Annotated in this window: 25 protein-coding genes; 24 read left to right on the top strand and 1 reads right to left on the bottom strand. The window is 26.8% G+C overall.

Translation table 11 applies throughout. The features are described from left to right. The first annotated feature begins 49 nt into the window (after positions 1 to 49). From pduL to E0D94_RS09670, 3 genes are all read left to right on the top strand, one after another. The gene (pduL, locus tag E0D94_RS09680) at positions 50 to 622 is read left to right on the top strand and encodes a phosphate propanoyltransferase (protein WP_130807262.1); all 573 of its coding nucleotides are present in this window, start codon (positions 50 to 52) and stop codon (positions 620 to 622) included. A gap of 13 nt (positions 623 to 635) precedes the next feature. After that, a complete protein-coding gene (gene deoC / locus E0D94_RS09675; protein ID WP_130807261.1) occupies positions 636 to 1,301 on the top strand; it encodes a deoxyribose-phosphate aldolase in 666 nt (221 codons plus the stop codon). A 129-nt stretch (positions 1,302 to 1,430) separates the two neighbouring features. Continuing rightward, a complete protein-coding gene (locus E0D94_RS09670; RefSeq protein ID WP_130807260.1) occupies positions 1,431 to 1,847 on the top strand; it encodes a YaaR family protein in 417 nt (138 codons plus the stop codon). 24 nt (positions 1,848 to 1,871) lie between these two features. On the opposite strand, the gene ychF is transcribed toward E0D94_RS09670, so the two are convergent. After that, positions 1,872 to 2,963, bottom strand: a complete 1,092-nt coding sequence (ychF, locus tag E0D94_RS09665) for a redox-regulated ATPase YchF (protein WP_130807259.1) — start codon at positions 2,961 to 2,963, stop codon at positions 1,872 to 1,874. 192 nt (positions 2,964 to 3,155) lie between these two features. Between ychF and E0D94_RS09660 the strand changes: the two genes are divergently transcribed. The 21 genes from E0D94_RS09660 (at position 3,156) to murA (ending at position 24,711) form a co-directional block, all read left to right on the top strand. After that, the gene (locus tag E0D94_RS09660; protein ID WP_130807258.1) at positions 3,156 to 4,091 is read left to right on the top strand and encodes a PstS family phosphate ABC transporter substrate-binding protein; all 936 of its coding nucleotides are present in this window, start codon (positions 3,156 to 3,158) and stop codon (positions 4,089 to 4,091) included. Between the two features lie 158 nt (positions 4,092 to 4,249). Continuing rightward, positions 4,250 to 5,173 carry a phosphate ABC transporter permease subunit PstC gene (gene pstC, locus E0D94_RS09655; protein WP_130807257.1) on the top strand — a complete coding sequence of 308 codons (924 nt, stop codon included), beginning with the start codon at positions 4,250 to 4,252 and terminating at the stop codon, positions 5,171 to 5,173. Then, positions 5,173 to 6,033, top strand: a complete 861-nt coding sequence (pstA, locus tag E0D94_RS09650; RefSeq protein ID WP_130807256.1) for a phosphate ABC transporter permease PstA — start codon at positions 5,173 to 5,175, stop codon at positions 6,031 to 6,033. Before pstC ends, pstA begins: the two co-directional genes overlap by 1 nt. A gap of 16 nt (positions 6,034 to 6,049) precedes the next feature. Continuing rightward, complete coding sequence (pstB, locus tag E0D94_RS09645) at positions 6,050 to 6,805, top strand: phosphate ABC transporter ATP-binding protein PstB (protein WP_130807255.1); 756 nt, start codon at positions 6,050 to 6,052, stop codon at positions 6,803 to 6,805. A gap of 10 nt (positions 6,806 to 6,815) precedes the next feature. After that, positions 6,816 to 7,463 (top strand): phosphate signaling complex protein PhoU, encoded by a 648-nt coding sequence (gene phoU / locus E0D94_RS09640; protein ID WP_130807254.1) that lies wholly within the window; start codon positions 6,816 to 6,818, stop codon positions 7,461 to 7,463. Positions 7,464 to 7,555: 92 nt separating this feature from the next. After that, entirely contained in the window at positions 7,556 to 8,110 is a 555-nt protein-coding gene (locus E0D94_RS09635; protein ID WP_130807253.1) for a YhcN/YlaJ family sporulation lipoprotein, read from the top strand. Positions 8,111 to 8,210: 100 nt separating this feature from the next. After that, on the top strand, positions 8,211 to 9,392 hold the full coding sequence (locus tag E0D94_RS09630; RefSeq protein ID WP_130807252.1) for a ferrochelatase: 1,182 nt from the start codon (positions 8,211 to 8,213) through the stop codon (positions 9,390 to 9,392). A 12-nt stretch (positions 9,393 to 9,404) separates the two neighbouring features. Then, on the top strand, positions 9,405 to 10,667 hold the full coding sequence (gene yfmF, locus E0D94_RS09625) for an EF-P 5-aminopentanol modification-associated protein YfmF (protein WP_130807251.1): 1,263 nt from the start codon (positions 9,405 to 9,407) through the stop codon (positions 10,665 to 10,667). Between the two features lie 20 nt (positions 10,668 to 10,687). Further along, a complete protein-coding gene (gene yfmH / locus E0D94_RS09620; protein ID WP_130807250.1) occupies positions 10,688 to 11,980 on the top strand; it encodes an EF-P 5-aminopentanol modification-associated protein YfmH in 1,293 nt (430 codons plus the stop codon). 97 nt (positions 11,981 to 12,077) lie between these two features. Continuing rightward, positions 12,078 to 12,809, top strand: coding sequence for a prolipoprotein diacylglyceryl transferase (gene lgt, locus E0D94_RS09615; protein ID WP_130807249.1), 732 nt, complete (start codon positions 12,078 to 12,080; stop codon positions 12,807 to 12,809). Positions 12,810 to 12,990: 181 nt separating this feature from the next. After that, a complete protein-coding gene (locus tag E0D94_RS09610; RefSeq protein WP_165442920.1) occupies positions 12,991 to 13,146 on the top strand; it encodes a Spo0E family sporulation regulatory protein-aspartic acid phosphatase in 156 nt (51 codons plus the stop codon). Positions 13,147 to 13,308: 162 nt separating this feature from the next. After that, positions 13,309 to 13,740: a division/cell wall cluster transcriptional repressor MraZ gene (gene mraZ / locus E0D94_RS09605; RefSeq protein ID WP_130807247.1), complete on the top strand. Its 432-nt coding sequence runs from the start codon at positions 13,309 to 13,311 to the stop codon at positions 13,738 to 13,740. Positions 13,741 to 13,763: 23 nt separating this feature from the next. Then, positions 13,764 to 14,696, top strand: coding sequence for a 16S rRNA (cytosine(1402)-N(4))-methyltransferase RsmH (gene rsmH, locus E0D94_RS09600; protein ID WP_130807246.1), 933 nt, complete (start codon positions 13,764 to 13,766; stop codon positions 14,694 to 14,696). Positions 14,697 to 14,726: 30 nt separating this feature from the next. Then, the gene (locus tag E0D94_RS09595; protein ID WP_130807245.1) at positions 14,727 to 15,098 is read left to right on the top strand and encodes a cell division protein FtsL; all 372 of its coding nucleotides are present in this window, start codon (positions 14,727 to 14,729) and stop codon (positions 15,096 to 15,098) included. A 76-nt stretch (positions 15,099 to 15,174) separates the two neighbouring features. Next, on the top strand, positions 15,175 to 17,184 hold the full coding sequence (locus E0D94_RS09590; RefSeq protein ID WP_130807244.1) for a stage V sporulation protein D: 2,010 nt from the start codon (positions 15,175 to 15,177) through the stop codon (positions 17,182 to 17,184). Between the two features lie 137 nt (positions 17,185 to 17,321). Then, complete coding sequence (locus E0D94_RS09585; RefSeq protein WP_130807243.1) at positions 17,322 to 18,791, top strand: UDP-N-acetylmuramoyl-L-alanyl-D-glutamate--2,6-diaminopimelate ligase; 1,470 nt, start codon at positions 17,322 to 17,324, stop codon at positions 18,789 to 18,791. Positions 18,792 to 18,819: 28 nt separating this feature from the next. Further along, positions 18,820 to 19,794, top strand: coding sequence for a phospho-N-acetylmuramoyl-pentapeptide-transferase (mraY, locus tag E0D94_RS09580; protein WP_207289689.1), 975 nt, complete (start codon positions 18,820 to 18,822; stop codon positions 19,792 to 19,794). Between the two features lie 13 nt (positions 19,795 to 19,807). Then, positions 19,808 to 21,184 (top strand): UDP-N-acetylmuramoyl-L-alanine--D-glutamate ligase, encoded by a 1,377-nt coding sequence (gene murD, locus E0D94_RS09575; RefSeq protein ID WP_130807242.1) that lies wholly within the window; start codon positions 19,808 to 19,810, stop codon positions 21,182 to 21,184. Next, positions 21,168 to 22,268 (top strand): putative lipid II flippase FtsW, encoded by a 1,101-nt coding sequence (gene ftsW, locus E0D94_RS09570; protein WP_165442919.1) that lies wholly within the window; start codon positions 21,168 to 21,170, stop codon positions 22,266 to 22,268. Before murD ends, ftsW begins: the two co-directional genes overlap by 17 nt. A gap of 5 nt (positions 22,269 to 22,273) precedes the next feature. Beyond that, positions 22,274 to 23,377: an undecaprenyldiphospho-muramoylpentapeptide beta-N-acetylglucosaminyltransferase gene (gene murG / locus E0D94_RS09565; RefSeq protein ID WP_130807240.1), complete on the top strand. Its 1,104-nt coding sequence runs from the start codon at positions 22,274 to 22,276 to the stop codon at positions 23,375 to 23,377. An 80-nt stretch (positions 23,378 to 23,457) separates the two neighbouring features. Further along, positions 23,458 to 24,711 carry a UDP-N-acetylglucosamine 1-carboxyvinyltransferase gene (gene murA / locus E0D94_RS09560; protein ID WP_130807239.1) on the top strand — a complete coding sequence of 418 codons (1,254 nt, stop codon included), beginning with the start codon at positions 23,458 to 23,460 and terminating at the stop codon, positions 24,709 to 24,711. Positions 24,712 to 24,746: the final 35 nt, after the last annotated feature.

Genomic DNA, 24,746 nt, shown 5'->3' with positions numbered 1-24,746 from the left:
TACAAAAGCAATATAATTACTTTAGAAATATTTAAAGGGAGGAATTATAGTGAAAAAAGAATTACCTATTGCTTTATCAAATAGACATATTCATTTGACTAATGAGCATATAGAAAGACTTTTTGGAAAAGGTTATAAGTTAAATAAATTAAAGGATCTTTCTCAACCAGGACAATTTGCATCAAAAGAAAAAGTTGATATTATAGGACCTAAGGGAGAATTAAAAGGTGTTAGAGTATTAGGTCCAGCAAGAAATAAGACTCAAGCAGAAATATCTTTATCAGATGGATTCAAATTAGGAATAAAACCACCTGTAAGAAATTCAGGAGACATAGAAGAATCTCCTGGTGGGAAAATTGTAGGACCTAAAGGAGAAGTTGAAATTAGTAAAGGAATTATTGCAGCTTCTCGTCATATCCATATGCATATTAAAGATGCTAAAAAGTTTGGATTAAAAGATAATGATATAGTTAGAGTCAAAGTTCCAGGAGAAAGAGGATTAACTTTTGATAATGTATTAGTTAGAGTTAATGAAAATTATGCTCTTGAAATGCATGTAGATGTAGAAGAAGGAAATGCATGTGGAGTTAAGAATGGGCAAATAGTAGAACTAGTTGAATGATGGAGGTTATATTATGAATAAAATAGCATCAATAATTGATCATACAATCTTAAAACCAGATACTACAGAAGAACAAGTAAAAAAAGTATGTGAAGAAGCTAAAGAATATAATTTTGCTTCAGTTTGTGTTAATCCTAATTATGTAAAATATGTATCAGAACAACTAAATGGAAGTAATGTAAAAGTAACTTCTGTAGTGGGATTTCCACTTGGAAATACTCTTCCAGAGGTTAAAGCATATGAGACAGAAAAAGCAACAGAAAATGGCGCTGATGAAATTGATATGGTAATAAACATAGCAGCTCTTAAAAATAAAAATTATGATTTAGTTAAAGAGGATATTCAAGCTGTAGTTAATGCATCAAAGAATAAAACAGTTAAAGTAATAATAGAAGCATGTTTACTTACAGATGAAGAAAAAATTAAAGCATGTGAATTAGCAATGGAAGCAAAAGCTGATTTTGTAAAAACATCAACTGGTTTTTCAACTGGAGGAGCAACTACTCATGATGTAAAACTTATGAGAGAAGTTGTAGGAGATAGCTTGGGTGTTAAGGCATCTGGTGGAGTAAGAGATATTGAGACGGCATCAATGATGGTTGAAGCAGGTGCTAATAGAATTGGGGCTAGTTCATCAGTTTCAATAGTAAAAGGAGAAAAGGGAAGTTCAGATTATTAAAAAATAAGTTAGGTCAAAATGACCTGACTTATTTTAAAGTATAATTAAATAAAAATGTAAATATGTCGATATATTATATGGAGTGCTCATTAAGTTATGTTATATATAATGTATTTTAGGAGGATTATAGTGAAAATAGGTAGAGTTACAAATACAAATGTTAACCCAGTCAATTATAAAAATAATAATACTGAAACTTCTTTTCAAGAGGTTATAGATAAAAAGGCGAATGTTCTCAATTCTAAAAAAATAAATAAGATGATATCAGATATTACAGAGTCAGGAAAAAAGTTGGCAAATAAAAGAACTATAATAAATCTTTTAAATTATAAAAAGAAGGTTAAAGAGTTATTAGATACTGCTTTGCAATCAGGATTAGAATTAAATAAAAGAGGAGGTAGAACTAGAATATTAAAAATAGTTGAAAATGTAGATAAAAAACTTATTGAAATAACAGATAATGTATTAAATGAAGAAGATAATAAGTTGAAAATATTGAAATTAGTTGGTGAAATAGAAGGAATGTTAATAGATATTTATGCATAAAAAATAGCCCTTAAGGACTATCTTTTACACATTAAATCTAAATACTACTACATCTCCATCATTCATTATATAATCTTTTCCTTCAAGTCTAACCAAACCTTGTTCTTTGGCTTTAACCATACTTACTGAATTACTTAAATCTTGAAAACTTATTATTTCAGCTCGTATAAATCCTTTTTCCATATCAGAATGGATTTTTCCAGCAGCCTGCGGTGCTTTAGAACCTTTTTTTATTGTCCAAGCCCTAGACTCTTTAGGACCAGCAGTTAAGAAAGAAATAAGACCTAAAAGTTCATAACTTGCTTTTATTAATCTATCTAAACCAGACTCTTCTAAGCCTAGCTCTTCTAAAAACATTTCTTTTTCTTCTTCTTCTAGCTCAGCAATTTCTGATTCAATTTTACCACATATAGTAATAAGTCCGGAATTTTCTTCTTTTGAGTACTCTTTTAATTTAGTAAGATATTTATTTTCATTGTTATTTACAATATCATCTTCTGAAATATTAGCAGCATACAATACAGGTTTTTTTGATAATAAATTCAAACTTTTCACAAAGATTTCTTCTTCTAAATCAAACTCTAACTTTCTTACTGGTTTACCTTCCTCTAAAGTTGCAACTATTTTCTGTAAGATTTTCAACTCTTTAGATAAAGACTTATCATTTTTAACTAGTTTTTCTGTCTTAGAAAGTCTCTTATTCATTACTTCTAAGTCTGATAATATTAGCTCTAAATCAATTATTTCAATATCTCTTAAAGGATCTATATTACCTTCTACATGAGTGATATTTTCATCTTCAAAACATCTTACTACATGTACAATTGCTTCAACCTCTCTTATATGAGATAAAAATTTATTACCTAAGCCTTCACCTTTACTAGCACCTTTTACTAATCCAGCAATATCAAAAAATTCTATAGCAGTAGGAATTTTCTTCTCTGAAGAAAAAATTTCAGTTAACCTGTCTAGTCTTTCATCTGGTACAGATACTACCCCAACATTAGGCTCTATTGTACAAAATGGATAATTAGCAGATTCAGCACCTGCTTTTGTGATTGCATTAAATAATGTTGACTTTCCTACATTAGGAAGTCCTACTATGCCTAATTTCATATAAATCTCCTTTCAACAAATATATTGTGTTTACATACTTATAAAATTATACATTATATATGTGATAACTTCAATATAAAGACTATTAACACTTATTTAACATCCAATTAACTTATAGACAACATACTAATTTAAATAAGATGCTATAATTCTAATTGTTAGATAAAACTTAACTTTTGAAAGGAGATTTATATGAAGAAATTACTTAATTCAAAATTAACATTAATTTTAGTATCAATTGTATCTTTATTATTATTTGCAGGGTGCAGCACTGATGAAAATAAATCAGATGATACATCAGCAGATTTAAATGGGGAAGTAGAAATTGATGGATCTTCAACTGTATATCCTGTAACAATGGCAATGGCTGAAGAATTTCAAGCAAGTAATCCAGATGTACAAGTTACAGTTGGGGTTTCAGGAACAGGTGGTGGAATGAAAAGATTTACTACTGGAGATACAAGTATAAGTAATGCTTCCAGACCAATTAAAGAAGAAGAATCAAAAAAAGCTGAAGAGAATAATGTAGAGTTTTCTGAGTTGAAAGTAGCACTAGATGGTATATCAGTAGTAGTAAATCCAAATAATGATTGGATTGATGATATTACAGTTGAAGATTTAAATAAAATATGGGAACCTAATAGTAGTGTTAAAATGTGGAGTGATGTTAATCCAGAATGGCCTGAAGAGGAAATTAAATTATATGGTCCAGGAACAGATTCAGGAACATTTGATTATTTTACAGAAGCAATAAACGGAGAAGAAGGAGCAATAAGGACTGATTTTACTGCAAGTGAGGACGATAATGTATTAGTACAAGGTATCTCTGGAGATAAATACTCATTAGGATATTTTGGTTACGCATACTATGAAGAAAATAAAGATAACTTAAAAGCATTATCAATTAATGGAGTAGAACCAACACCTGAAAATATTGAAAGTGGAAAATATACTCCATTATCAAGACCGTTATTTATATATGTAAATAAAGATCATTACAAAAATCAAAATCAAGTAAAAGAGTTTGTAGATTATTATATAAGTAATGCAACTGAAATAGTTCCTTCTACAGGCTATGTACCATTATCAAAAGAAAAATATGAGGAAGAATTAAATAAATTAAAATAATATATTTAAAATAAGAATCAAATTAATTTGATTCTTATTTTATTTTTTTATTAAAGTTAACTTAGAATTAACATAATATTAACTCCAATAAAACAACAGTATTCTCTAAATGAAATATAATGATGTTGAAGTATTAATGGAAAGAGGGAGGATTTATTATGATATATGAAAATACATCAATTAAGTCAAGTAATAAGACATTTAAAAGAGGAAAAATAAAAGAAAAAATAATACCTAAAATATTAATGATATTAGCATCAATATCTATATTAACAACAATTGGAATAATAGTTATATTATCCAAAGAAACTTTTTTGTTTTTTCAAGAAATTAGTATAAAAGATTTTTTAACTGGTACAGAATGGACTGCATTATTTGCTAATCCAAAATTTGGGGTATTACCACTTGTATTAGGCACTTTAATGATAGCAATATATGGGAGTATAGTGGCTATTCCAATAGGTCTTGGAAGTGCAATTTATTTAAGCGAATATGCTTCAGATAAAACAAGAAAAATAGTAAAACCTTTATTGGAAATATTAGCAGGCATCCCATCTATAGTATATGGATATTTTGCATTAACCTTTATAACACCTATATTAAAGAATATTTTTCCTGATATAAATGTGTTTAATGCGTTAAGTGCTAGTATTGCAGTAGGAATTATGATAATACCTATGATTTCATCATTAAGTGAAGATGCAATGAAGGCTGTACCAGATGAAATTAGACAAGGAGCATATGCTCTTGGAGCTACTAAATTTGAAGTTTCTACAAAAGTGGTTATTCCTGCTGCACTATCTAGTATAATTTCATCTTTTGTTTTAGCTATTTCTAGAGCAATTGGAGAAACAATGATTGTTACACTAGCAGCTGGGTCTACTCCTATATTAACTTTAAATCCTTTAGAAAGTGTTCAGACAATGACTTCTTTTATTGTACAAGTTGCATCTGGAGATGTAACTCATGGAGGTCTTATATATAAAACTATATTTGCAGTGGGGATGTTATTATTCTTAATTACATTATTAATGAATATCATAGCTAGAATGATAATTAAGAAATATAGGGAGGAATATTAATGAGTAATCTAAAGAAAAGAAAGTTAATAGATAAATTTTTTCATGGATTAGTCTTTGGTACAACATTATTTGCGTTAATTGTACTATTTATATTGTTATTTGATATTTTTAAAGATGGAACAAAGTGGTTAAATCTAGACTTCTTTACTAATTTTACTTCTAGGTTTGTAGAAAAAGCAGGAATAAAAGCAGCAATTACAGGTAGTATATGGGTTATATTTGTTACTATTATTTTTTCATTTCCAATTGGAGTAGGAACTGCACTATATTTAGAAGAATATTCTGATGATAAAAGCTTATTAACAAGAATTATAAAATTGAATATATCTAATTTGGCAGGAGTACCTTCTATCGTATTTGGAATATTAGGTCTAGGTATATTTGTAAATACACTTGGATTTGGAAGAAGTATATTATCAGGTGGATTAACATTAACTTTATTGATATTACCAATTATTATTGTATCTTCCCAAGAGGCTATTAAAAGTGTTCCAAAGGAACTTAGATATGGAGCTTATGCATTAGGAATTACTAAATGGCAAGTGATCAAAGGAGTAGTATTACCCTATTCTTTACCTGGTATACTGACAGGTTCTATATTGGCAATAGCAAGAGCATTGGGAGAAACTGCTCCATTGATTATGATAGGAGCTGTAACGTTCATAGCGTTTACTCCTGAAAGTATATTCGATAAATTTACAACATTACCAATGCAGATATATAATTGGTCAACAATGCCTCAAGCTGAATTTCATGATTTAGCAGCTGGTGGAATAATTGTATTACTAATATTATTGTTAGGAGCAAATGCTATATCAATAATTTTAAGAAATAAATACCAAAGTAGAATAAAAGGATAGAATTGGAGGATTAGATATGGCAGTTAAAATAGATATTAAAAATTTAGATTTTTATTATGGAGAATTTAAAGCTCTAAGTGATATAAATATGAAAATTGAAGATAAAAAAGTAACAGCTTTAATCGGACCTTCTGGATGTGGGAAGTCTACATTTATTAGAATAATTAATAGAATGAATGATCTTATTGATGGTACTAAACATAAGGGTGAAATATTATACGAAGGAAAAGATATATACTCACATAAGGTTGATGTAGTTGATTTAAGAAAAAGAGTAGGTATGGTTTTTCAAAAACCAAATCCATTTCCAAAGTCAATATATGAAAATGTAGTTTTTGGACCAAAAAGACATGGTATTAAGAAGAAATCAGAATTAGATAAAATAGTTGAAACAAGTTTAAAAGATGCTGCTTTATGGGATGAGGTAAAAGATAGATTAGACTCTTCAGCATGGTCTTTATCTGGAGGACAACAGCAAAGGTTATGTATTGCTAGAGCATTAGCAATGGAGCCAGATGTATTATTAATGGATGAACCAACTTCTGCACTTGACCCTGTAGCAACATCAAAAATAGAACAACTAATAGAAGAGTTGAAAAATAAATATACTATTGTTATAGTAACTCATTCTATGCAACAAGCAGGTAGAATATCTGATAACACCGCATTTTTCTTAATGGGAAGATTAGTAGAGTTTGGGGAAACTGCAGATATTTTTTCAAATCCACAAGATAAGAGAACAGAGGATTATATTACAGGTAGATTTGGTTAGGGGGTATTTTATGAGAAAATATTTTGATAATGATATGGAAAAATTAAAAAAAATGTTATTTGATATGGGTATATTAGCAGAAGAGATAATAGACATATCAATAAATTCACTTTTGAAAAAAGATGAAAAATTAGCTAATAGAGCAATAAAATTAGATGAAAAAGTTGATGAAATGGAATATCTTATTGAAAGAAAGTGTCTAGAGCTAATAGCACTTCAACAACCAATGGCAAAAGATTTAAGAGAAATTAGTGCCATACTTAAAATTATAACTGATATAGAAAGAATAGGAGACCATGGAGTGAATATTGCTAATGTTACCAAGCGTATAAGTAAAGAAGAATATATAAAACCTTTAATAGATATTCCGAAAATGGCTGATATTTCTAAAGAAATGATAAGGAAAAGCTTAGAAAGTTTTGTTGAAAAAGATGTTCAATTAGCAAAACAAGTAGCAAAAATGGATGATATTGTTGATAATATCTATGAACAAATATATCTGGAACTATTAAATAAATTAACTGAGGATAAAGAAATTATGAATCAAGTAATAAATTTATTATTTATAGGTAGATATATAGAAAGAATAGCAGATCATACTACTAATATTTGTGAAAAAATAATATATATGGTAGATGGAAAAAGGATGCATTATTAAACTTCACTTTAAAAGTGAAGTTATTTTTTTACATAAAAAATTTTATAATAAAAATTAGAAATAATGTAATACTAATTATAGGAGGTGAAAAAATGATAAAAAGATTTAAAGGCATAAGCATAATTTTCTTAATTATACTTATGGTTTCAGCAATTAGTATAGGATGTCAAACTGAAGATAATAATGACACAGATGAAAATAATGATATAGAAACAGAAGATAATAATATGAATGACGAAGATATCAATGAAAACATGAATGATGAGGATGCAACAGATCCAAATAATAATGATGAAGGTATGACAGATCAAGATCAGAATATGGATATTGACAATGATGCTTTGGCAAATAGTATAGTTGAAATGGATGGTATTAATGATGCCACAGTAGTTACTATGGATGAAGTTGCGTTGGTAGGTATAGATATAAATGGAGAAGAGAACATAAGCGACGATATGAAACAAGAAATAGAAACAAAAATAAAAGAAGAAGATAGTAATATTAATGAAGTATATGTATCTAATGAGCCTGATTTATTTGAAAGGATTAATACAATTTCAAATGATGTAAGAGGCGGTAATCCTATTGAAGATTTCTCAGATGATATAGCAGAAATTATTGACAGAATAACTCCAGGAAATAAATAATAATTATGAAAAAAACCTCAGTAAATTTTACTGAGGTTTTTTTCATAATATACTACTTTGTTTACATAAACATAAGTAATAAATAATTTGGGGGAATTAAATGAATAAAAATAAAAACTATTATAAATATTTTCTTTTAACTTCTCTTATAGTATCCTTTTTGATATATTTATGTTTTAATAACTGGATTGAAAATTTATCTATAATAATATTTACACTTTCTATAACTTTAATCTATAATTTATACAAGGAAAAACAATATTTATCAATAATAAAAAGTTCAATAATAATTATTATAATTTATATTATGCTATTTATTATTTTATTTATGAATAAAGTACAAATACCAAAAAACATTCCCAAAATTAATAATGCCAATAATAAAACTTCAGTTATTTTAGTATATTCAGGTGAAGATTCAATGTATTCTACAACGAATCAAATTACACGAATTCTACTACAAAAAAACAAAAAAGACATACTTTTTTATCCAATTAAATTATATGAAAACAAATTACTATATAATAAAATAGGAAAAAGTCAATATAAAAATAAAACTAAAGAATTTTATAATAAATTATGTAATGAAATAGAAGATGATTATAAAGTATATATGGGATATTTATATGATGATAGATATTTAGAAAAAGAAATATTAAACATAGTAAAAGAAGGGTATCAAAAAATAATAGTTGTACCTATGTTCTTAGATGATAATTATAATGTATTAAACCTGAAAAAAAGAATAGAGGATTTAAAACTTTATAATTATGGAATAGAGTATAAATATATAGATACTCTTTGGAAAAGTGAGTCTTTAGTAGATTCTTATATTGAAAAAATAAAATTAAATTTTAAAAATATAAACAAATCAGGAATTAATTTGGTAGGAATAGATAAAGATATAATAGATGAAAATAAAAGTGAATCAATAAAACAAAATATATTATTTAGAAATAAAATAAAAGAAAAATTAATTACAGAACTTAATATTGACCCTTCATTAATAAAATTATCATGGTATAATGATTTAAGTCCTGATTTTATATCAAAAAATATGGAATTATTTGAATATGGAATTTCTGAGTTGATTATTGTACCAGTTAATGTTGAATCAAGTGATTTAATTAAATACGATATTTATCACCATTCAATAAAAACAAGTGAATTACCTGAAGGAGTAAAGGTTAAAGTTATAGATGGGTTTGTTAATGACAATAATATGGTTAAAGATATAATAAAAAAAATTGAATATATAGATATGCAAAAGTGGAAAAATTAGGAGGTAACTAAATTGAAAAGAATAAGAGAGAAAGTAAGTGAAGGAGTATATTTAAATGTTATTAATTCTGATAAGTTTAAAACAGAATTAATAAGTATATATTTTATACTTCCATTAAACAAACAAGATGTAACCTTTAATACAATGGTTCCATTAGTATTAAAGAGAGGTACTAAAGATTATAATAATTCTATAGAAATAGAAAAAAAATTAGAAGAATTATATGGTTCTGATATGAGTATTAGTGTTACAAAAAAAGGAGAAAAGCATGTTTTAAGATTTAGTATAGAAGGACCGAGTGAAAACTTTGTTGAGTCAAATAAAATATTTAACAATAAATTAGAAGTGCTTAAAAGTGTAATTTATGAGCCATTATTAATAAATAATGCATTTAAAAAGGACTATGTAGATCAAGAAAAAAGAAATTTAAAAGATAGAATTAGCTCAAAAATTAATGATAAACAACAATATTCAGTTCAAAGAACAGTTGAAGAAATGTTTAAAGATGAAAAATATAGTATATATAAATATGGTTATATAGAAGATTTAGACAAAATTAATGAAATGAATTTATATAAACATTACTTAGATATATTAAAACGAGCACGAATAGAAATTAATATTGTAAGTAATTTAGAGTCAGAACAAATAAGAAAAAGTATTAAAGATAAGTTTTCTTATAATGAAAGGGAAGAAATAAATCTTTCAAGAGAAAAAGTAATATTTAATGAAGTAAAAGAAAAAAACATAATAGATAAGATGGATGTGACACAAGGAAAATTAACTTTAGGATATAGAACAAATATTCCATATGAAGACAAGTTATATAGTGCATTTTTAGTAGGAAATTATATTTTAGGTGGAGGACCAGATTCAAAGTTATTTTTAAATGTACGTGAGAAACATAGTTTAGCATACTATGTTTATTCAAGAGTCTATAAATACAAGTCAATTATGCTTATATCAGCAGGTATTGAATTTGATAAGTTTGAAGATGCATTGAAAATAATAAAAGAACAAATAGAATTAATGAAACAAGGAGAATTTGATCAAAAAAGTATAGAACAATCTAAAAAAGCGATTATTACTTCAATGAAGACAATAAATGATGATATATTTTCAATATCTGAGTTTTATTTAAGTAAGGTTTTATCAAATGACGATAAAAACATTGAAGAGCTTATAGAATCTATAAGTGAAGTTACTAAAGAAGATATAATATCAGCTATTAATAAAATAAAACTAGATACAGTTTATTTTTTAAAAGATAAATAAGTGGTCAAGGAGAGGTTAATATGGAAAATATTAGTATGATTAAAAGTGATATATTAAAAGAAGAATCATTTTTATATGTGTTGAAAAATGGTTTAAAAGTATATTTTGTACCTAAGTTAGGATTTTCTAAAAAATATGCTATATTCTCTACAAATTATGGATCTAATGACAATGAGTTTGTTCCTATTGGAGAAAGTGAAGCTATTAAAGTTCCAGAAGGAATTGCACATTTTTTAGAGCATAAACTATTTGAAGAACAAGAAGGTAATATATTTGATGAATTTTCTAAATTGGGATCTTATGTAAATGCATTTACAAATTTTAATCAAACTTCATATTTATTTTCTTGTACTGATAATTTTTATAAAAATTTAGAGTTATTGGTATCTTTTGTAGAAAACCCATACTTTACTGATGAAAATGTGGATAAAGAAAAAGGAATAATAGCACAAGAAATAAAAATGTATGAAGATAATCCAGGATGGAAGGTATTTTTTAATTCATTGAAAGCTATGTATCATTATCATCCTGTAAAAGAAGATATTGCTGGAACTGTTGAAAGTATTACTAAAATAGATAAAGAAACACTTTATAAATGTTATAATACATTTTATCATCCAACAAATATGATTCTTTTTTTAGTTGGTGATATTGATTTTGAAAAAGCAATAGATACAATAGAACAGAATATCAAAAATAAAGATTTAAATATACAAAGTAAAATTGAAAGAATTTATCCAAATGAGCCTAAAGAAATTAAAAATAGATATATTGAAGAAAGTTTAAGTGTATCAATACCATTATTTAATATAGGATTTAAGGATAAAGATGTGAGTTTTGATGGAAATGAATTATTAAAAAAAGAAATTGTAACAAATGTACTTCTTGATATGATATTTGGAGAATCAACAGAATTTTATAAGAATATGTATGAAGAAGGATTAGTTAATAATAGTTTTGGAGCTCAGTTTGTAGCAAGTAAAACTTATTCTCATTCTATAATAGGAGGAGAGTCATCAAACCCTAAAAAAGTATTAGATAAAGTTATAGAAAATATAAATCATTTAAATGAAGTAGGATTAGATAAAGAAGATTTTAATAGAATTAAAAATAAAATGATAGGACATCATATAATGAATTTTGATTCTTTAGAGTATATAGCAAATAGTTTTACAAAGTATGAATTTCAAAATTCATCATTATTTGACTATATAAATATATTGAAAGAGATAAAGTTTGAGGATATAGAAGAAAGATTTAAGAGTCACTTTACAGTTGATAATTATATATTATCAGTTATAAACCCTAAATAGTTTATTGACTTTTAAAAGGATGTATTATAATTTATTAATAGCTACTTAAATAAGTAGCTATTAATAAATTATATATAAATATAAAAGAGGTGTTAAAATGGATCCAATTGCATTTGAGATATTTGGTATAGCTGTTAGATGGTATGGTATTCTTATAGCATCAGGAATGATAATAGGAGCTATATTAGCTATAAAAAGAGCAAGAGAAGTAGGATTTGATGAAGAAGAACTAATTAATATGCTTATATTTGCTATACCTATGGCTATAATTGGTGCTAGAATATATTATGTAATATTTAAATGGGATTATTATCAAGGGAATTTTATGGAAATGATAAATATTAGATCAGGCGGTCTTGCAATTCATGGAGGTATAATTGCTAGTGTTCTCACAGCAATTATATATTGTAAAGTAAGAAATATTAAATTTTGGCAATTAGCAGATATAACAGCACCAAGTATAATATTAGGCCAAGCTATAGGTAGATGGGGAAACTATGTAAATCAAGAAGCACATGGAGGTCCTACAGATTTACCATGGGCTATTGAAGTAAATGGTGTAAATGTACATCCAACTTTTCTTTATGAATCAATATGGAATATTATTGTATTTATATTTCTAATATGGTATAGAAAAAACAAAAAACAAGTAAATGGCGAAGTGTTTTTATTATACTTATCCTTATATTCTTTAGGAAGGCTTTTTATAGAAGGACTTAGAACAGATAGTTTGATGTGGGGACAGTTTAGAGTTGCACAATTAATAAGTGTATCTTTAATTATATTCTCAGGAATATTATTTTTTATTAAACGAAAACGAGATGTGTAAAAGAGTGTCACTATTTGTAAAAAAATAATATAAATAATTAATATTTTAAAGAATTATGAAGTGATTTGTAAGATAGTACTTGGTTTAAGATTTTATCAATCTGAATTAGTCTTTTTAGAAATTGATTTTTAGGTTTTAAAATAATAAAATGAAATCACTGTTAATAGTGGAAGGTGTTAAAATGAAAATCAATGAAAAGATTAATATTTTTAGGGATGAGCTAAATTATCTTATATCAATTAATGCAAGTTATGATGAAATATATAAGTTAAGCATTTATATAGATAGTCTAATTCTAAAATATTATAGAGAAATAAAAAAGAATAAAAGCAATTAAAAAAGACATTTTAATGAAAATTAAAATGTCTTTTTTTTATTTTAAAAAATATCTAATAAATTTATAAAAAATAAAAGGAATTTTAAAATTAATGTAGAAGTAATATAGAGTGGTGTAAAGTGGTGTAAAGTGGTATAATTATATGAAAAGTGGGGTAAAGGTATGTTTATAGGTGAATATAATCATTCAATTGATAAAAAGTCAAGATTAATAATACCTGTAAAATTTAGAAGTAGTCTAGGTAATAACTTTATCTTAACTAAAGGATTAGATAACTGTTTATTTATTTATCCTGAAGATGAATGGAAGGTATTAGAAAATAAATTGAAAAATTTACCACTTACTCGAAAAGATGCCAGAGCTTTTGTTCGATTTTTCTTTTCTGGAGCTACAGAGTGTGAATTAGATAAACAAGGAAGAATATTAATACCAAGCAACTTAAAAAAACATGCAAAGTTAGATAAGGAAGCTACCATAATTGGTGTTTCAAATAGAGTGGAAATTTGGAGCAATGATGAATGGATCAAATATAATGAAGATGATGATTTAAGCTATGAAAATATAGCAGAAAAAATGTCTGAACTTGGAATATAAATAATTGAATTTGAGGTGTAAAAATGGAGTTTAATCATATATCAGTCTTGTTAGAAGAATCTTTAAATGGATTAAATATTAAACCAGATGGAATATATATTGATGGAACAATGGGTGGAGCTGGACATTCATTAGAAATAGTAAAAAGATTAGATACAGGAAAATTAATAGGAGTAGATCAAGATATAAATGCAATAAATAAGTCAAAAGAAAAATTAAAAGGGTATGAAGATAAAACTATATTAATACATGATAATTTTAAAAATATAAAAGAAATATTGAGACAACTAAACATTGAAAAGGTTGATGGAGTATTATTAGATTTAGGAGTTTCTTCACATCAATTGGATACAGGAGATAGGGGATTTTCATATCATAAAGATGCTCCCTTAGATATGAGGATGAATGAATATGATAATATTTCAGCGAAAGATATTATAAATACTTACAGTATAGAAGAATTAGATAGAATATTAAAAGATTATGGTGAAGAAAGATGGTCTAAAAGAATTGCTGAATTTATAGTAGATAAAAGAAAAGAGAAATATATTGAAACTACTGGTGAATTAGTTGAAATAATTAAAAATGCAATACCTAAAGCAGTGAGAAAGGATGGTCCACATCCAGCTAGAAGAACTTTTCAAGCAATTAGAATTGAAGTTAATAATGAATTAGGAATATTAAAACAGGCTATTATTGATATAGTAGATTGTTTAAAACCTAAAGGAAGACTTAGTATTATTACATTTCATTCACTAGAAGATAGAATAGTAAAAGAAACATATAAATATCTATATAAAAATTGTATTTGTCCAAAGGAATTTCCTATATGTAAATGTAATAAAGAAAGAGAAATAAAAATTATAAATAAAAAGCCCATAGTAGCATCAATGGATGAACTAGAAAACAATAAAAGAGCTAGAAGTGCAAAACTTCGTATAGCTGAAAAGATATAGTGTTCTAAAAACAGAAAGAGGTGAATAAAATTGGTAGTAGCTAAAAAAGAATTTCAAATTTATGATTTAGAAGAAAAAAAACCAAGAAAACCTAAGAGAAATAAAAAGCCTAAAAAAAATAATACAAAAATGAAATTAAAGTTATTTCTATATTCTACAGTAGTATTGACTGTATCTATATTAGTATTATTGAGATTCGCACATATATCTAAACTACAATATGATTTATCATCTAAAGAATCTGAAGTAGAAAGTTTAATGAAAGAAAAGCAAAATATCTCTATTGAACTTGGGAAAGTTAAAGATTCTAGATGGATTGAAATAGTAGCTTTAAATTCATTAGGAATGAGTTACCCAAAAGAATCTCAAAAAGTATATGTGGATTTAAGTAAAAAAAATTAGTTGTTAACGAATGAAGAACTCTGTATTTAACATAAGAATATAATTCTAAAGTAGAGTGTTTGGGAGGTCTTCATAATTGTCATCAACTATTATAACTAAAAAAAGATTATTATTTATATTAATATTTTGTATAGCAATTATATTATTTTTAATTATTAGGTTGTTTCATATACAAGTGATAAAAGGAATAGAATTAAGAGAGAAAGCATTGGAACAATGGTCCCGGAATATTCCTGTGCCTTCTAAAAGAGGCATGATTTATGATAGAAATAAAAATATATTGGCTACAAATGTAAGTAGTTATACAATATGGGCAAGGCCTGCAGATATATTTGACCCTGATAAAGTAGCAATAAAAATTGCTAATATATTAGATATGGATTCAAATGAAATACACAAATTGATAACTAAAAGACAGAGCTTATCAATTATAAAAAAATGGATAAGCAAAAAAGATGCAGATAAGTTGAGGAGTTTGAAGATAAAAGGGATAGAGGTTGTTGATGATAATAAAAGATATTATCCAATGGATAATTTTGCATCTCATATACTAGGGTTTACTGATATAGATAATTATGGACTATATGGAATAGAAAAAATATATGATGAAGAACTTACAGGGACAAATGGAAAATGGATAAAAATGGTTGATGGAAAACAAAAACAGTTACCTTATGAAAGTGAAGGGTTTTTTGAACCAAAACCCGGAAATAACATTTTACTTACAATTGATGAAACTATACAACATTTAGCTGAAAAGGCTGCATTAGAAGCCTTAGTAAAAAATAAAGCGAAAAATGTTTCTGTAATAGTTATGGATCCTAATAACGGTGAGCTTCTGGCTATGGCAACAAAGCCTGATTATAATCCTAATAATAGAAACACATTATTATTTAACCCAGATGAGGAATGGAAGCCTTTAGACGAAAATGAAAGAAAAGAATATAAAGATTTACCATGGGATCAAAAATCTCAGCTACTCTATGAGAGTTGGAGAAATTTTTCTATTAATGATAATTATGAACCTGGTTCTACATTTAAAATAATTACCGCAGCTGCAGGATTAGAAGAAAAAGTAGTAACGCAAGAAAGTAAGTTTCATTGTGATGGATATGTTACACAAATTAAGGGTGCAAAGATAAAGTGCTGGAGATATTACAATCCACATGGGAGTCAAAATTTTACTGAAGGAGTTCAAAACTCATGTAATGAGGTTTTTGTTAGTGTTGGACTTAAATTAGGAGAAGCAAAGATGCATGAATATGTTGAGAAATTTGGATTTGGAGAGAAAACAGGAATTGAATTAACTGGTGAGACATCAGGGATAGTAAGACCGCTTAAATCTATGAAAAAAGTAAATCTAGCAACAATTTCCTTTGGTCAAGGAATATCAGTAACTCCTATACAAATGGTTTCTGCAATTTCTGCTGTAGCAAATGGTGGTAATTTAATGGAACCAAATATAGTAAAAAGTATTACTGATAATGAAGGGAATTTAATTAAAGAAAAAAAAGAAAAGATAGTTAGAAGAGTTATATCAAATGAAACCTCAAAAGAACTTTTAGAGATACTAGAATCAGTAGTATCTAAAGGAAGTGGAAGTAAAGCTTATAAACCTGGATATAAGATAGGGGGGAAAACTGGTACTGCTCAAAAAGTTATTGATGGTAAATATGCAAATGGAAAATACATTGCTTCATTTGCTGGAATAGCTCCTGTTGATAATCCAAAAGCTGTAGCTTTAGTAGTTATTGATGAACCAAGTGCAGGTGTTTATTATGGCGGGCAAATAGCTGCACCTGTGGCTGGAAATATTCTCAAAGAAACTCTTGATTATCTTGATTATGAGCCTAAGTTATCAAAAGAAGAGAAAGAAGAATATGGAGATATATTAGTTACAGTACCTAATCTAAAAGGGCTTACAATAACTGAAGCATCAAAAAAATTAAGAGAATTAGAATTAGAACATGTTACAGATATTGTTACTCCCAAAAAAGAGGATAAAGTGATAGATCAAATACCTAAATCAGGTACTGAAGTTAAGAAAGAAGAGATTATAGAATTATATTTAAAAAACCCTAAATAACACTAGATAGAAAATTTTAGACAACTTCAATTATTCATTGTAGAGGTTGTCTTTTTGAAATTTTAGAAAAATTAATAAGTTAATATTGTAATAGAATAGTATATAAAATTATGTTATTATTATAGGGGTGTATAACTTTGAAGTTACAAAAATTAATTGAGGATTTAGACTATATTAATATATCAGGTGATCTAGAAAAACAAATATCAGGAATTGAGAATAATTCAAAAAATGTAAAAGAAAACTTTTTATTTATAGCAATTAAAGGTTTTAAATTAGATGGCCATGATTTCATATCTGATGCTTTAAGCAGAGGATCCAAAGTTATTGTGGTAGAAAATAATAATTTTTATAATAATAGAGATGATATTACTATAATAACAGTTAAAAATTCTAGAGTAGCTTTACCTATTCTATCTAATACTTTCTATAATTATCCTTCTACAAAATTAAATATTGTAGGTATAACAGGGACAAATGGTAAAACCTCAACTAGTTATTTTTTAGAGTCTATATTTAAAAATAATCAGTGGAAAACTGGAATCATAGGAACATTAGGAGTGAAAATAGATGAAAAGAATTATGATATAGATAAAACTACTCCTGAAGCTAATAATTTACAAATGTTTTTACATAAGATGTTAGAAAAAGATATTAATCATTGTATAATGGAAGTATCTTCTCATTCATTATCACTTAATAGAGTTAATAATATTCAATTTGATATTGGTATATTTACAAATTTAAGTGAGGAACATTTAGATTTTCATAAATCATTAAATGAATATATGAATTCAAAAATAAAATTGTTTTATATGACTGATAAATTAAATATTATAAATTCTGATGACGAATTTGGGAAAAAGATGATTTCTAAGCTAAAAAATTTTAAAACCAAAATTGTAACATATGGAATAAATTCTGGAGATATACAAGCTAAGAATGTAATTCAAATGACTAGAAATATAAGTTTTGATTTAGTTACAAATTTAGGAAACATAAATATTAAATTGAATACTCCTGGGATATTTAATGTATATAATGCATTAGCAGCTATAAGTTGTTCTATTGCATTGGGAATTGACTTAAAGACTATAAAACAGGGACTAGAAAAAATTGATAATGTAAAGGGTAGATTTCAAGTTATTAAATCAGATGAAGATTTTGATATTATAATAGATTTTGCTCATTCACCTGATGGCTTTAAAAATGTATTGAAAACAGTTAATGAATTTGCAAAGGCTAGAATTATAACTGTATTTGGATGTGGAGGAGATAGAGATAAATCAAAAAGACCTAAAATGGGGAAAATAGCAGCTAAATATTCTGATATATGTATAATTACAAGTGATAATTCTAGAAGTGAAGATACAAAAGCAATTATAGAAGAAATAATACAAGGTATAGAAGATAGTTCTTATGAATATTTTAAAATACCTGATAGAAAAAAAGCTATAAAAAAAGCTATAGAAATAGCAAGACCATATGATATTATCATGATTTTAGGTAAAGGTCATGAAACATATCAAATAATGAATCAGAAAAAAATTGAATTTGACGAATATAAGATAGTCAAAGATATTTTAGATAACTATAGGCAAAAATAATATATTATATACATGAGAGGAGAACGTAATGTTAGATTATATAGATATAATTAGAATTATTGGAATTTCATTTATTATAGCATTGTTACTAGGACCACTTAGTATACCATTACTTAGAAAATTAAATGTTGGTCAAAGTATTAGAGAAGAAGGTCCAAAAAGTCATATTAAAAAAAGTGGTACTCCAACAATGGGAGGAATAATATTTTTATTAGCAGCAATAGTAACATCATTAACTTCAGGTATTGTTAATAAAGATATATCCCTATTAATATTTTCTACATTGGGATTTGGAGCGATAGGATTTATAGATGATTTCATTAAAGTTGTATTAAAGAGAAACTTAGGTTTAAGAGCATATCAAAAGTTATTAGCACAAATTTTAATAGCTGTCATTTTAGTAATTTATCAAACTAAAACTGCATCTCAAGGAACAGAGATAATTGTACCATTTTTAAATAATTTTTATTTGGATTTAGGTATTCTTTATCTGCCTTTCATAATATTCGTAGTTGTTGGAACTGTAAATAGTGTAAATTTAACAGATGGATTAGATGGGCTTGCTACAGGAATTACATTAATAGTATTATCATTCTTTAGTTTAGTTGCTTTAAAAATGGGATATGGAGCCGTTACAGTATTTTCAGCAGCACTTGCTGGAGGTTGTCTTGGATTTTTAAAATATAATGCATACCCTGCTAAGGTTTTTATGGGAGATACAGGATCTCTTGCACTTGGAGGTGCAATAGCAGCCATATCAATTATTTTGAAATTACCTTTAATATTACCTATTGTTGGTGGAGTATATTTTACAGAAACATTATCGGTTATTTTACAGGTTTTAAGTTTTAAACTTACAGGAAAAAGATTATTTAAAATGAGTCCTCTTCATCATCATTTTGAATTATCTGGTTGGAAAGAAACTAAGGTGGTTACAGTATTCTGGGCTGTAACAGTTTTATTATCATTATTTAGTCTATTATCGCTTAAATATTATATATAGATGGAGGAATTAAATGAATATTGAAAATAAAAATGTATTAATATTAGGTCTGGGTATAAGTGGTGTGTCTACGGCAAAAGCATTAGATAAATTAAAAGCTAATATAATTATTAATGATTCTAAAAATAAAAATGAACTTGAACAACATATTAATAATTTAAAAAATATTGATATTGATTATAGACTAGGCCATAATAATCCAAACTTAAAAGATATTGATTTAATAATAAAAAGTCCAGGAATAAAAAATTCAGTACCTATAATTCAAGATGCAATTAAAGATAATATTGAGGTAGTTACAGATATTGAATTAGGATATAGATTATTTAAGAATAAATTTATTGCCATAACTGGAACTAATGGTAAAACAACAACAACAACTTTAGTAGGGAAAATTTTTAAAGAAGCAAATATTACTGCCCATATAACAGGTAATATAGGAGTGGGCATATTGTGGGAATTGGTTAATTCAAAAGAAGAAGATTATTTTATTATAGAAGCTAGTAGCTTTCAATTAGAAAATACTTATTTCTTTAAACCAAATATTAGTGCAATAATAAATTTTAAGCCAGACCATTTAGATTGGCATGGAAATTATATGAATTATAAAAATTCCAAAACAAAGGTTATTAAAAATCAAGATGAAAAAGATTTTGCAATATTAAATTATGATGATTTAGAGGTTAGAAAATTAGCAGATAGTACAAAATCTAAAGTTATATATTTTAGTCAAAAAGAAAAACTAAGTAGAGGAATTTTTATAAATTGTGGACATATAGTTTATAGTGATGGTATAAAAAGTATCAATATAATTAAATTAGATGATATAAAAATTCCTGGTAAACACAATGTTGAAAATATAATGACCTCTATTGGTATATGTCTTGCAGCTAATATAGATATAAATAATATAAAAAATTCTATTTCAAATTTTCAAGGAGTATCACATAGATTAGAATTTGTTGATGAAATTGATGGAGTAAAATATTACAATGATTCAAAGGCTACAAATGTTGATGCTTCTATACAGGCAATCAATGCTATAAAAAGAAATATAGTATTGATTGCAGGTGGATATAACAAGGATTCCTCATATGAAGAACTTATAAAAGTTTCAAAAGGAAAAATTGATAATTTAATACTGTTAGGACAAACTGCAAATGAAATAAAAAAAGTTGCTGAAAAATATGATATAGAAAATATTCATATGGTTAATAATATGAAAGAAGCAGTTTATAAAGCATACAATTTATCAAACTCAAATAGCACCGTTTTATTATCTCCAGCTTGTGCTAGTTGGGATATGTACAATAATTATGAAGAAAGAGGAGATGAATTTAAAAATATGGTTAAGAGTATAAGGAGGAACCATAATGGCCAAAAAGGCTAGTGATTTTACATTAATGATTACTACAATTATTTTAGTTTTTATAGGAATAATAATGGTATTTAGTTCTAGTTATCCTGATGCTTATTATAAATTAAATAATCCTTATCATTTTCTTGTGAGACAGTTAATTTTTGCTGTTATTGGATTATTTGTAATGATATTTTTCATGAATTTTAAATATTCAAGATTGGCTAAACTGTCTAAATTAATTTTTTTAGTGGGTATAGTTTTAACTGCATTATTATTTACTCCATTAGGATTTAAAACAGGAGGAGCTACCAGATGGGTTAAGGTATTTGGTTATACTATAATGCCATCAGATGCTATAAAATTTGGTGCTATTATATTAATGGCTACTTTTTTAGCAAAGAAAAAAGATGGGATAAGACAATTTTGGAATGGACTTGTACCTGCATTATTAATTATAGGATTTTCAGCTGCACTTATAATAATACAACCAGATTTGAGTACTAGTGCAACTCTTGCTACTACATTAGCTGCAATGCTATTTATAGCAGGTGCAAAAACAAGCCACTTAATCGGACTTGGATTTATAGGTGTAGGAGGATTATATTTTGCTATTACAGCAGAGGAATATAGACTTAGAAGAATGACTGTATTTTTACATCCTTTTGAAGATCCTACAGGTGATGGATGGCAAGTAATTCAATCCTTATATGCATTAGGTTCAGGGGGATTATTTGGTGCTGGTCTCGGAAAAAGCAAACAAAAATTCTTTTATTTATCTGAGCCATATAATGATTTTATATTTTCTATTATAGGTGAAGAACTTGGTTTTATTGGTAGTGTAATAGTTATTATTTTATTTTTAATAATTATTTGGAGAGGAATTAAAATTGCTTTATCTGCTAAAGATTTATTCGGATGCTACTTAGCATCAGGAATTACTGCACTTATTGCAATTCAAACCTTAATTCATGTAGGTGTAGTTACAAGTTCTTTACCCCCAACAGGGATACCACTACCATTCGTAAGTGCAGGGGGTACTTCACTTATGATGTTTATGGCATGTGTTGGAATACTTTTAAATATATCTAGACATGTCTCATTAGATAGGAGTTGAAATTAATGAAATTTTTAATTACAGGCGGAGGTACAGGAGGTCATATTTCTCCTGCTCTAGCTATTGCAAAAAAAATAAAAAAAGAAAAACCAGATTCTGAGATATTGTATGTAGGTACTCATAATAGTATGGAGTCTGAATTAGTTCCTAGAGAAGGGTTTAAATTTAAAGGAATAAGAGTAAAAGGATTTGAAAGAAGATTATCAGTTGATACAATTAAATCTGTAAAAGAGTTATTATATGGGTTAAATGATGCAAGAAAAGTTATAAAGGATTTTAATCCTGATGTTGTAATTGGAACAGGTGGATATGTGTGTGGTCCAGTAGTATTGATTGCATCATTAAAAAAAATACCTACTCTTATCCATGAACAAAATGCTTTGCCAGGTGCTACTAATAGAATATTATCTGGTTTTGTAGATAAAATAGCTGCAAGTTTTGAAGAAAGTAAAAAATATTTTAAAAATGAAGATAAGGTTACAATTACAGGTAATCCTGTTAAAATAGATTTTTTTGAAGTGGATAAAGAAGAAGCTTATAAAAAGCTAAAAATAGATAGAAATAAGGATTTTGTAATTTCACTAGGTGGTAGTGGAGGCCAAAAAAGTTTAAATGAATCAATAATTGGTTTAATAGAAAAGAATTTAGAAAATGATAATTTGCAATTATTTCATATAACAGGTAAAAATCACTATGATAAGTTTATGCATAAACTAAAGAGTAGGGGAATAAATAAGTTACCATCTCATATAAATGTAGTTCCATTTTTTTATGACATGCCTAGTGGATTTAAGATAGCTGATTTAGTTATTACTAGTGCAGGCGCCATAACACTTGCTGAGATAACAGCACTTGGGCTACCAAGTATAATTATACCTAAAGGTTACACTACAGGTAATCATCAGGAGTATAATGCTAGAGCTATAGAAAAGGCTGGTGCAGGAATTACAATATTAGATAAAGATGTATCAGGAGAAAAATTAAATGATGAGATGATTTCTTTACTTAAAAATAAAGAAAGATTAATTCAAATGAGTATGAACAGTAAAAAATTAGGCAAGAAAGATTCAGTTGATAAAATATATAACCTAATATTACAACTTATATAGTATAGTCACACCTCCTTAGATAAAGCATAAAATGTAATATAGTTTACATATAACTATTTTCATTTCATGGAGGTGCCCAAATGTCTAAGTATGTAATAGAAGGGAGTAACAAATTAGCAGGTGAAATTACTGTAAGAGGAGCAAAAAATTCAGTTTTGCCTATACTTGCTGCTTCAATTTTAAATAATAATATTAATATAATTTTTAACATACCAGAAATAAGCGATTTGAAAGTTATGGTTAAAATTTTAAAAGCCATAGGTTGTAAAGTTAATGTTGTTGATAATATTGTTACTGTAGATTCAAGAAATTTAGATAAAGTAAGAATACCAGAAGAATTAGTTAGAGAAATGCGTTCTTCTATAATACTAATGGGAGCAATGCTTTCTAGATGTGGTGAAGTTGAAGTTTCATATCCTGGTGGATGCGAAATTGGAGTTAGACCAATTGATTTTCATCTTAAAGCATTAAAAGAATTAGGTGCTGAAATAGAGGAATCCCATGGCTTTATATATTGTAAAGGTCAAAATTTAAAAGGAACAGATATTCAATTAGACTATCCTAGTGTAGGAGCAACAGAAAATATAATGTTGGCTAGCATTAAGGCCCAAGGAACTACAATTATAAGAAATGCTGCAAGAGAACCTGAAATAATTGATCTTCAAAATTTTTTAAATTCAATTGGCGGTAGAATATATGGTGCTGGAACATCTATAATAAGGATAGATGGTGTAAATAACCTGAATAGTGTTGAACATACTATTATACCAGATAGAATAGTTGCTGGTACATATATGGTAGCATCAGCAATTACTAAAGGTGAAATAATTTTAAAAAATATCCAGGTTGACCATATACAATCTATAATTGCTAAATTAAGGGAGACAGGATGTTCTATTTATAATAATTGTACTACACTTAAAATTATTGGTCCTAGAACAATAAATCCTATTGAATCTTTGCAGACTTTACCATATCCTGGATTTCCAACAGATATGCAAGCTCAGATAATGGCATTATTAACATTGTCAAGTGGAACAAGTGTAATCTCTGAAACTATATTTGAAAATAGATTTAAACATGTTCCAGAACTTGTAAGAATGGGAGCCAATATTAGAACATTAGGAAATGTAGCTGTTATAAAAGGAGTTAAACAATTAACAGGTGCCAAAGTAACTGCAAAAGACTTAAGAGGTGGAGCATCATTGTTATTAGCAGGACTTGCGGCAGAAGGCACTACTATAATAGATAATATATCACATATAGATAGAGGATATGAGAGACTGGAAGAAAATTTAAAATTAATAGGTGCTAATATAAGAAGAATAAAATAAGCAGCTTAAGGCTGCTTATAAGAATTGTAGCAAAA

Origin of the sequence: Senegalia massiliensis (assembly GCF_900626135.1) — a bacterium.
GTDB lineage: Bacteria > Bacillota > Clostridia > Tissierellales > SIT17 > Anaeromonas > Anaeromonas massiliensis.
Note: the sequence above shows the minus strand (reverse complement) of the source record. Positions and strands in the feature narration are given on the sequence as shown.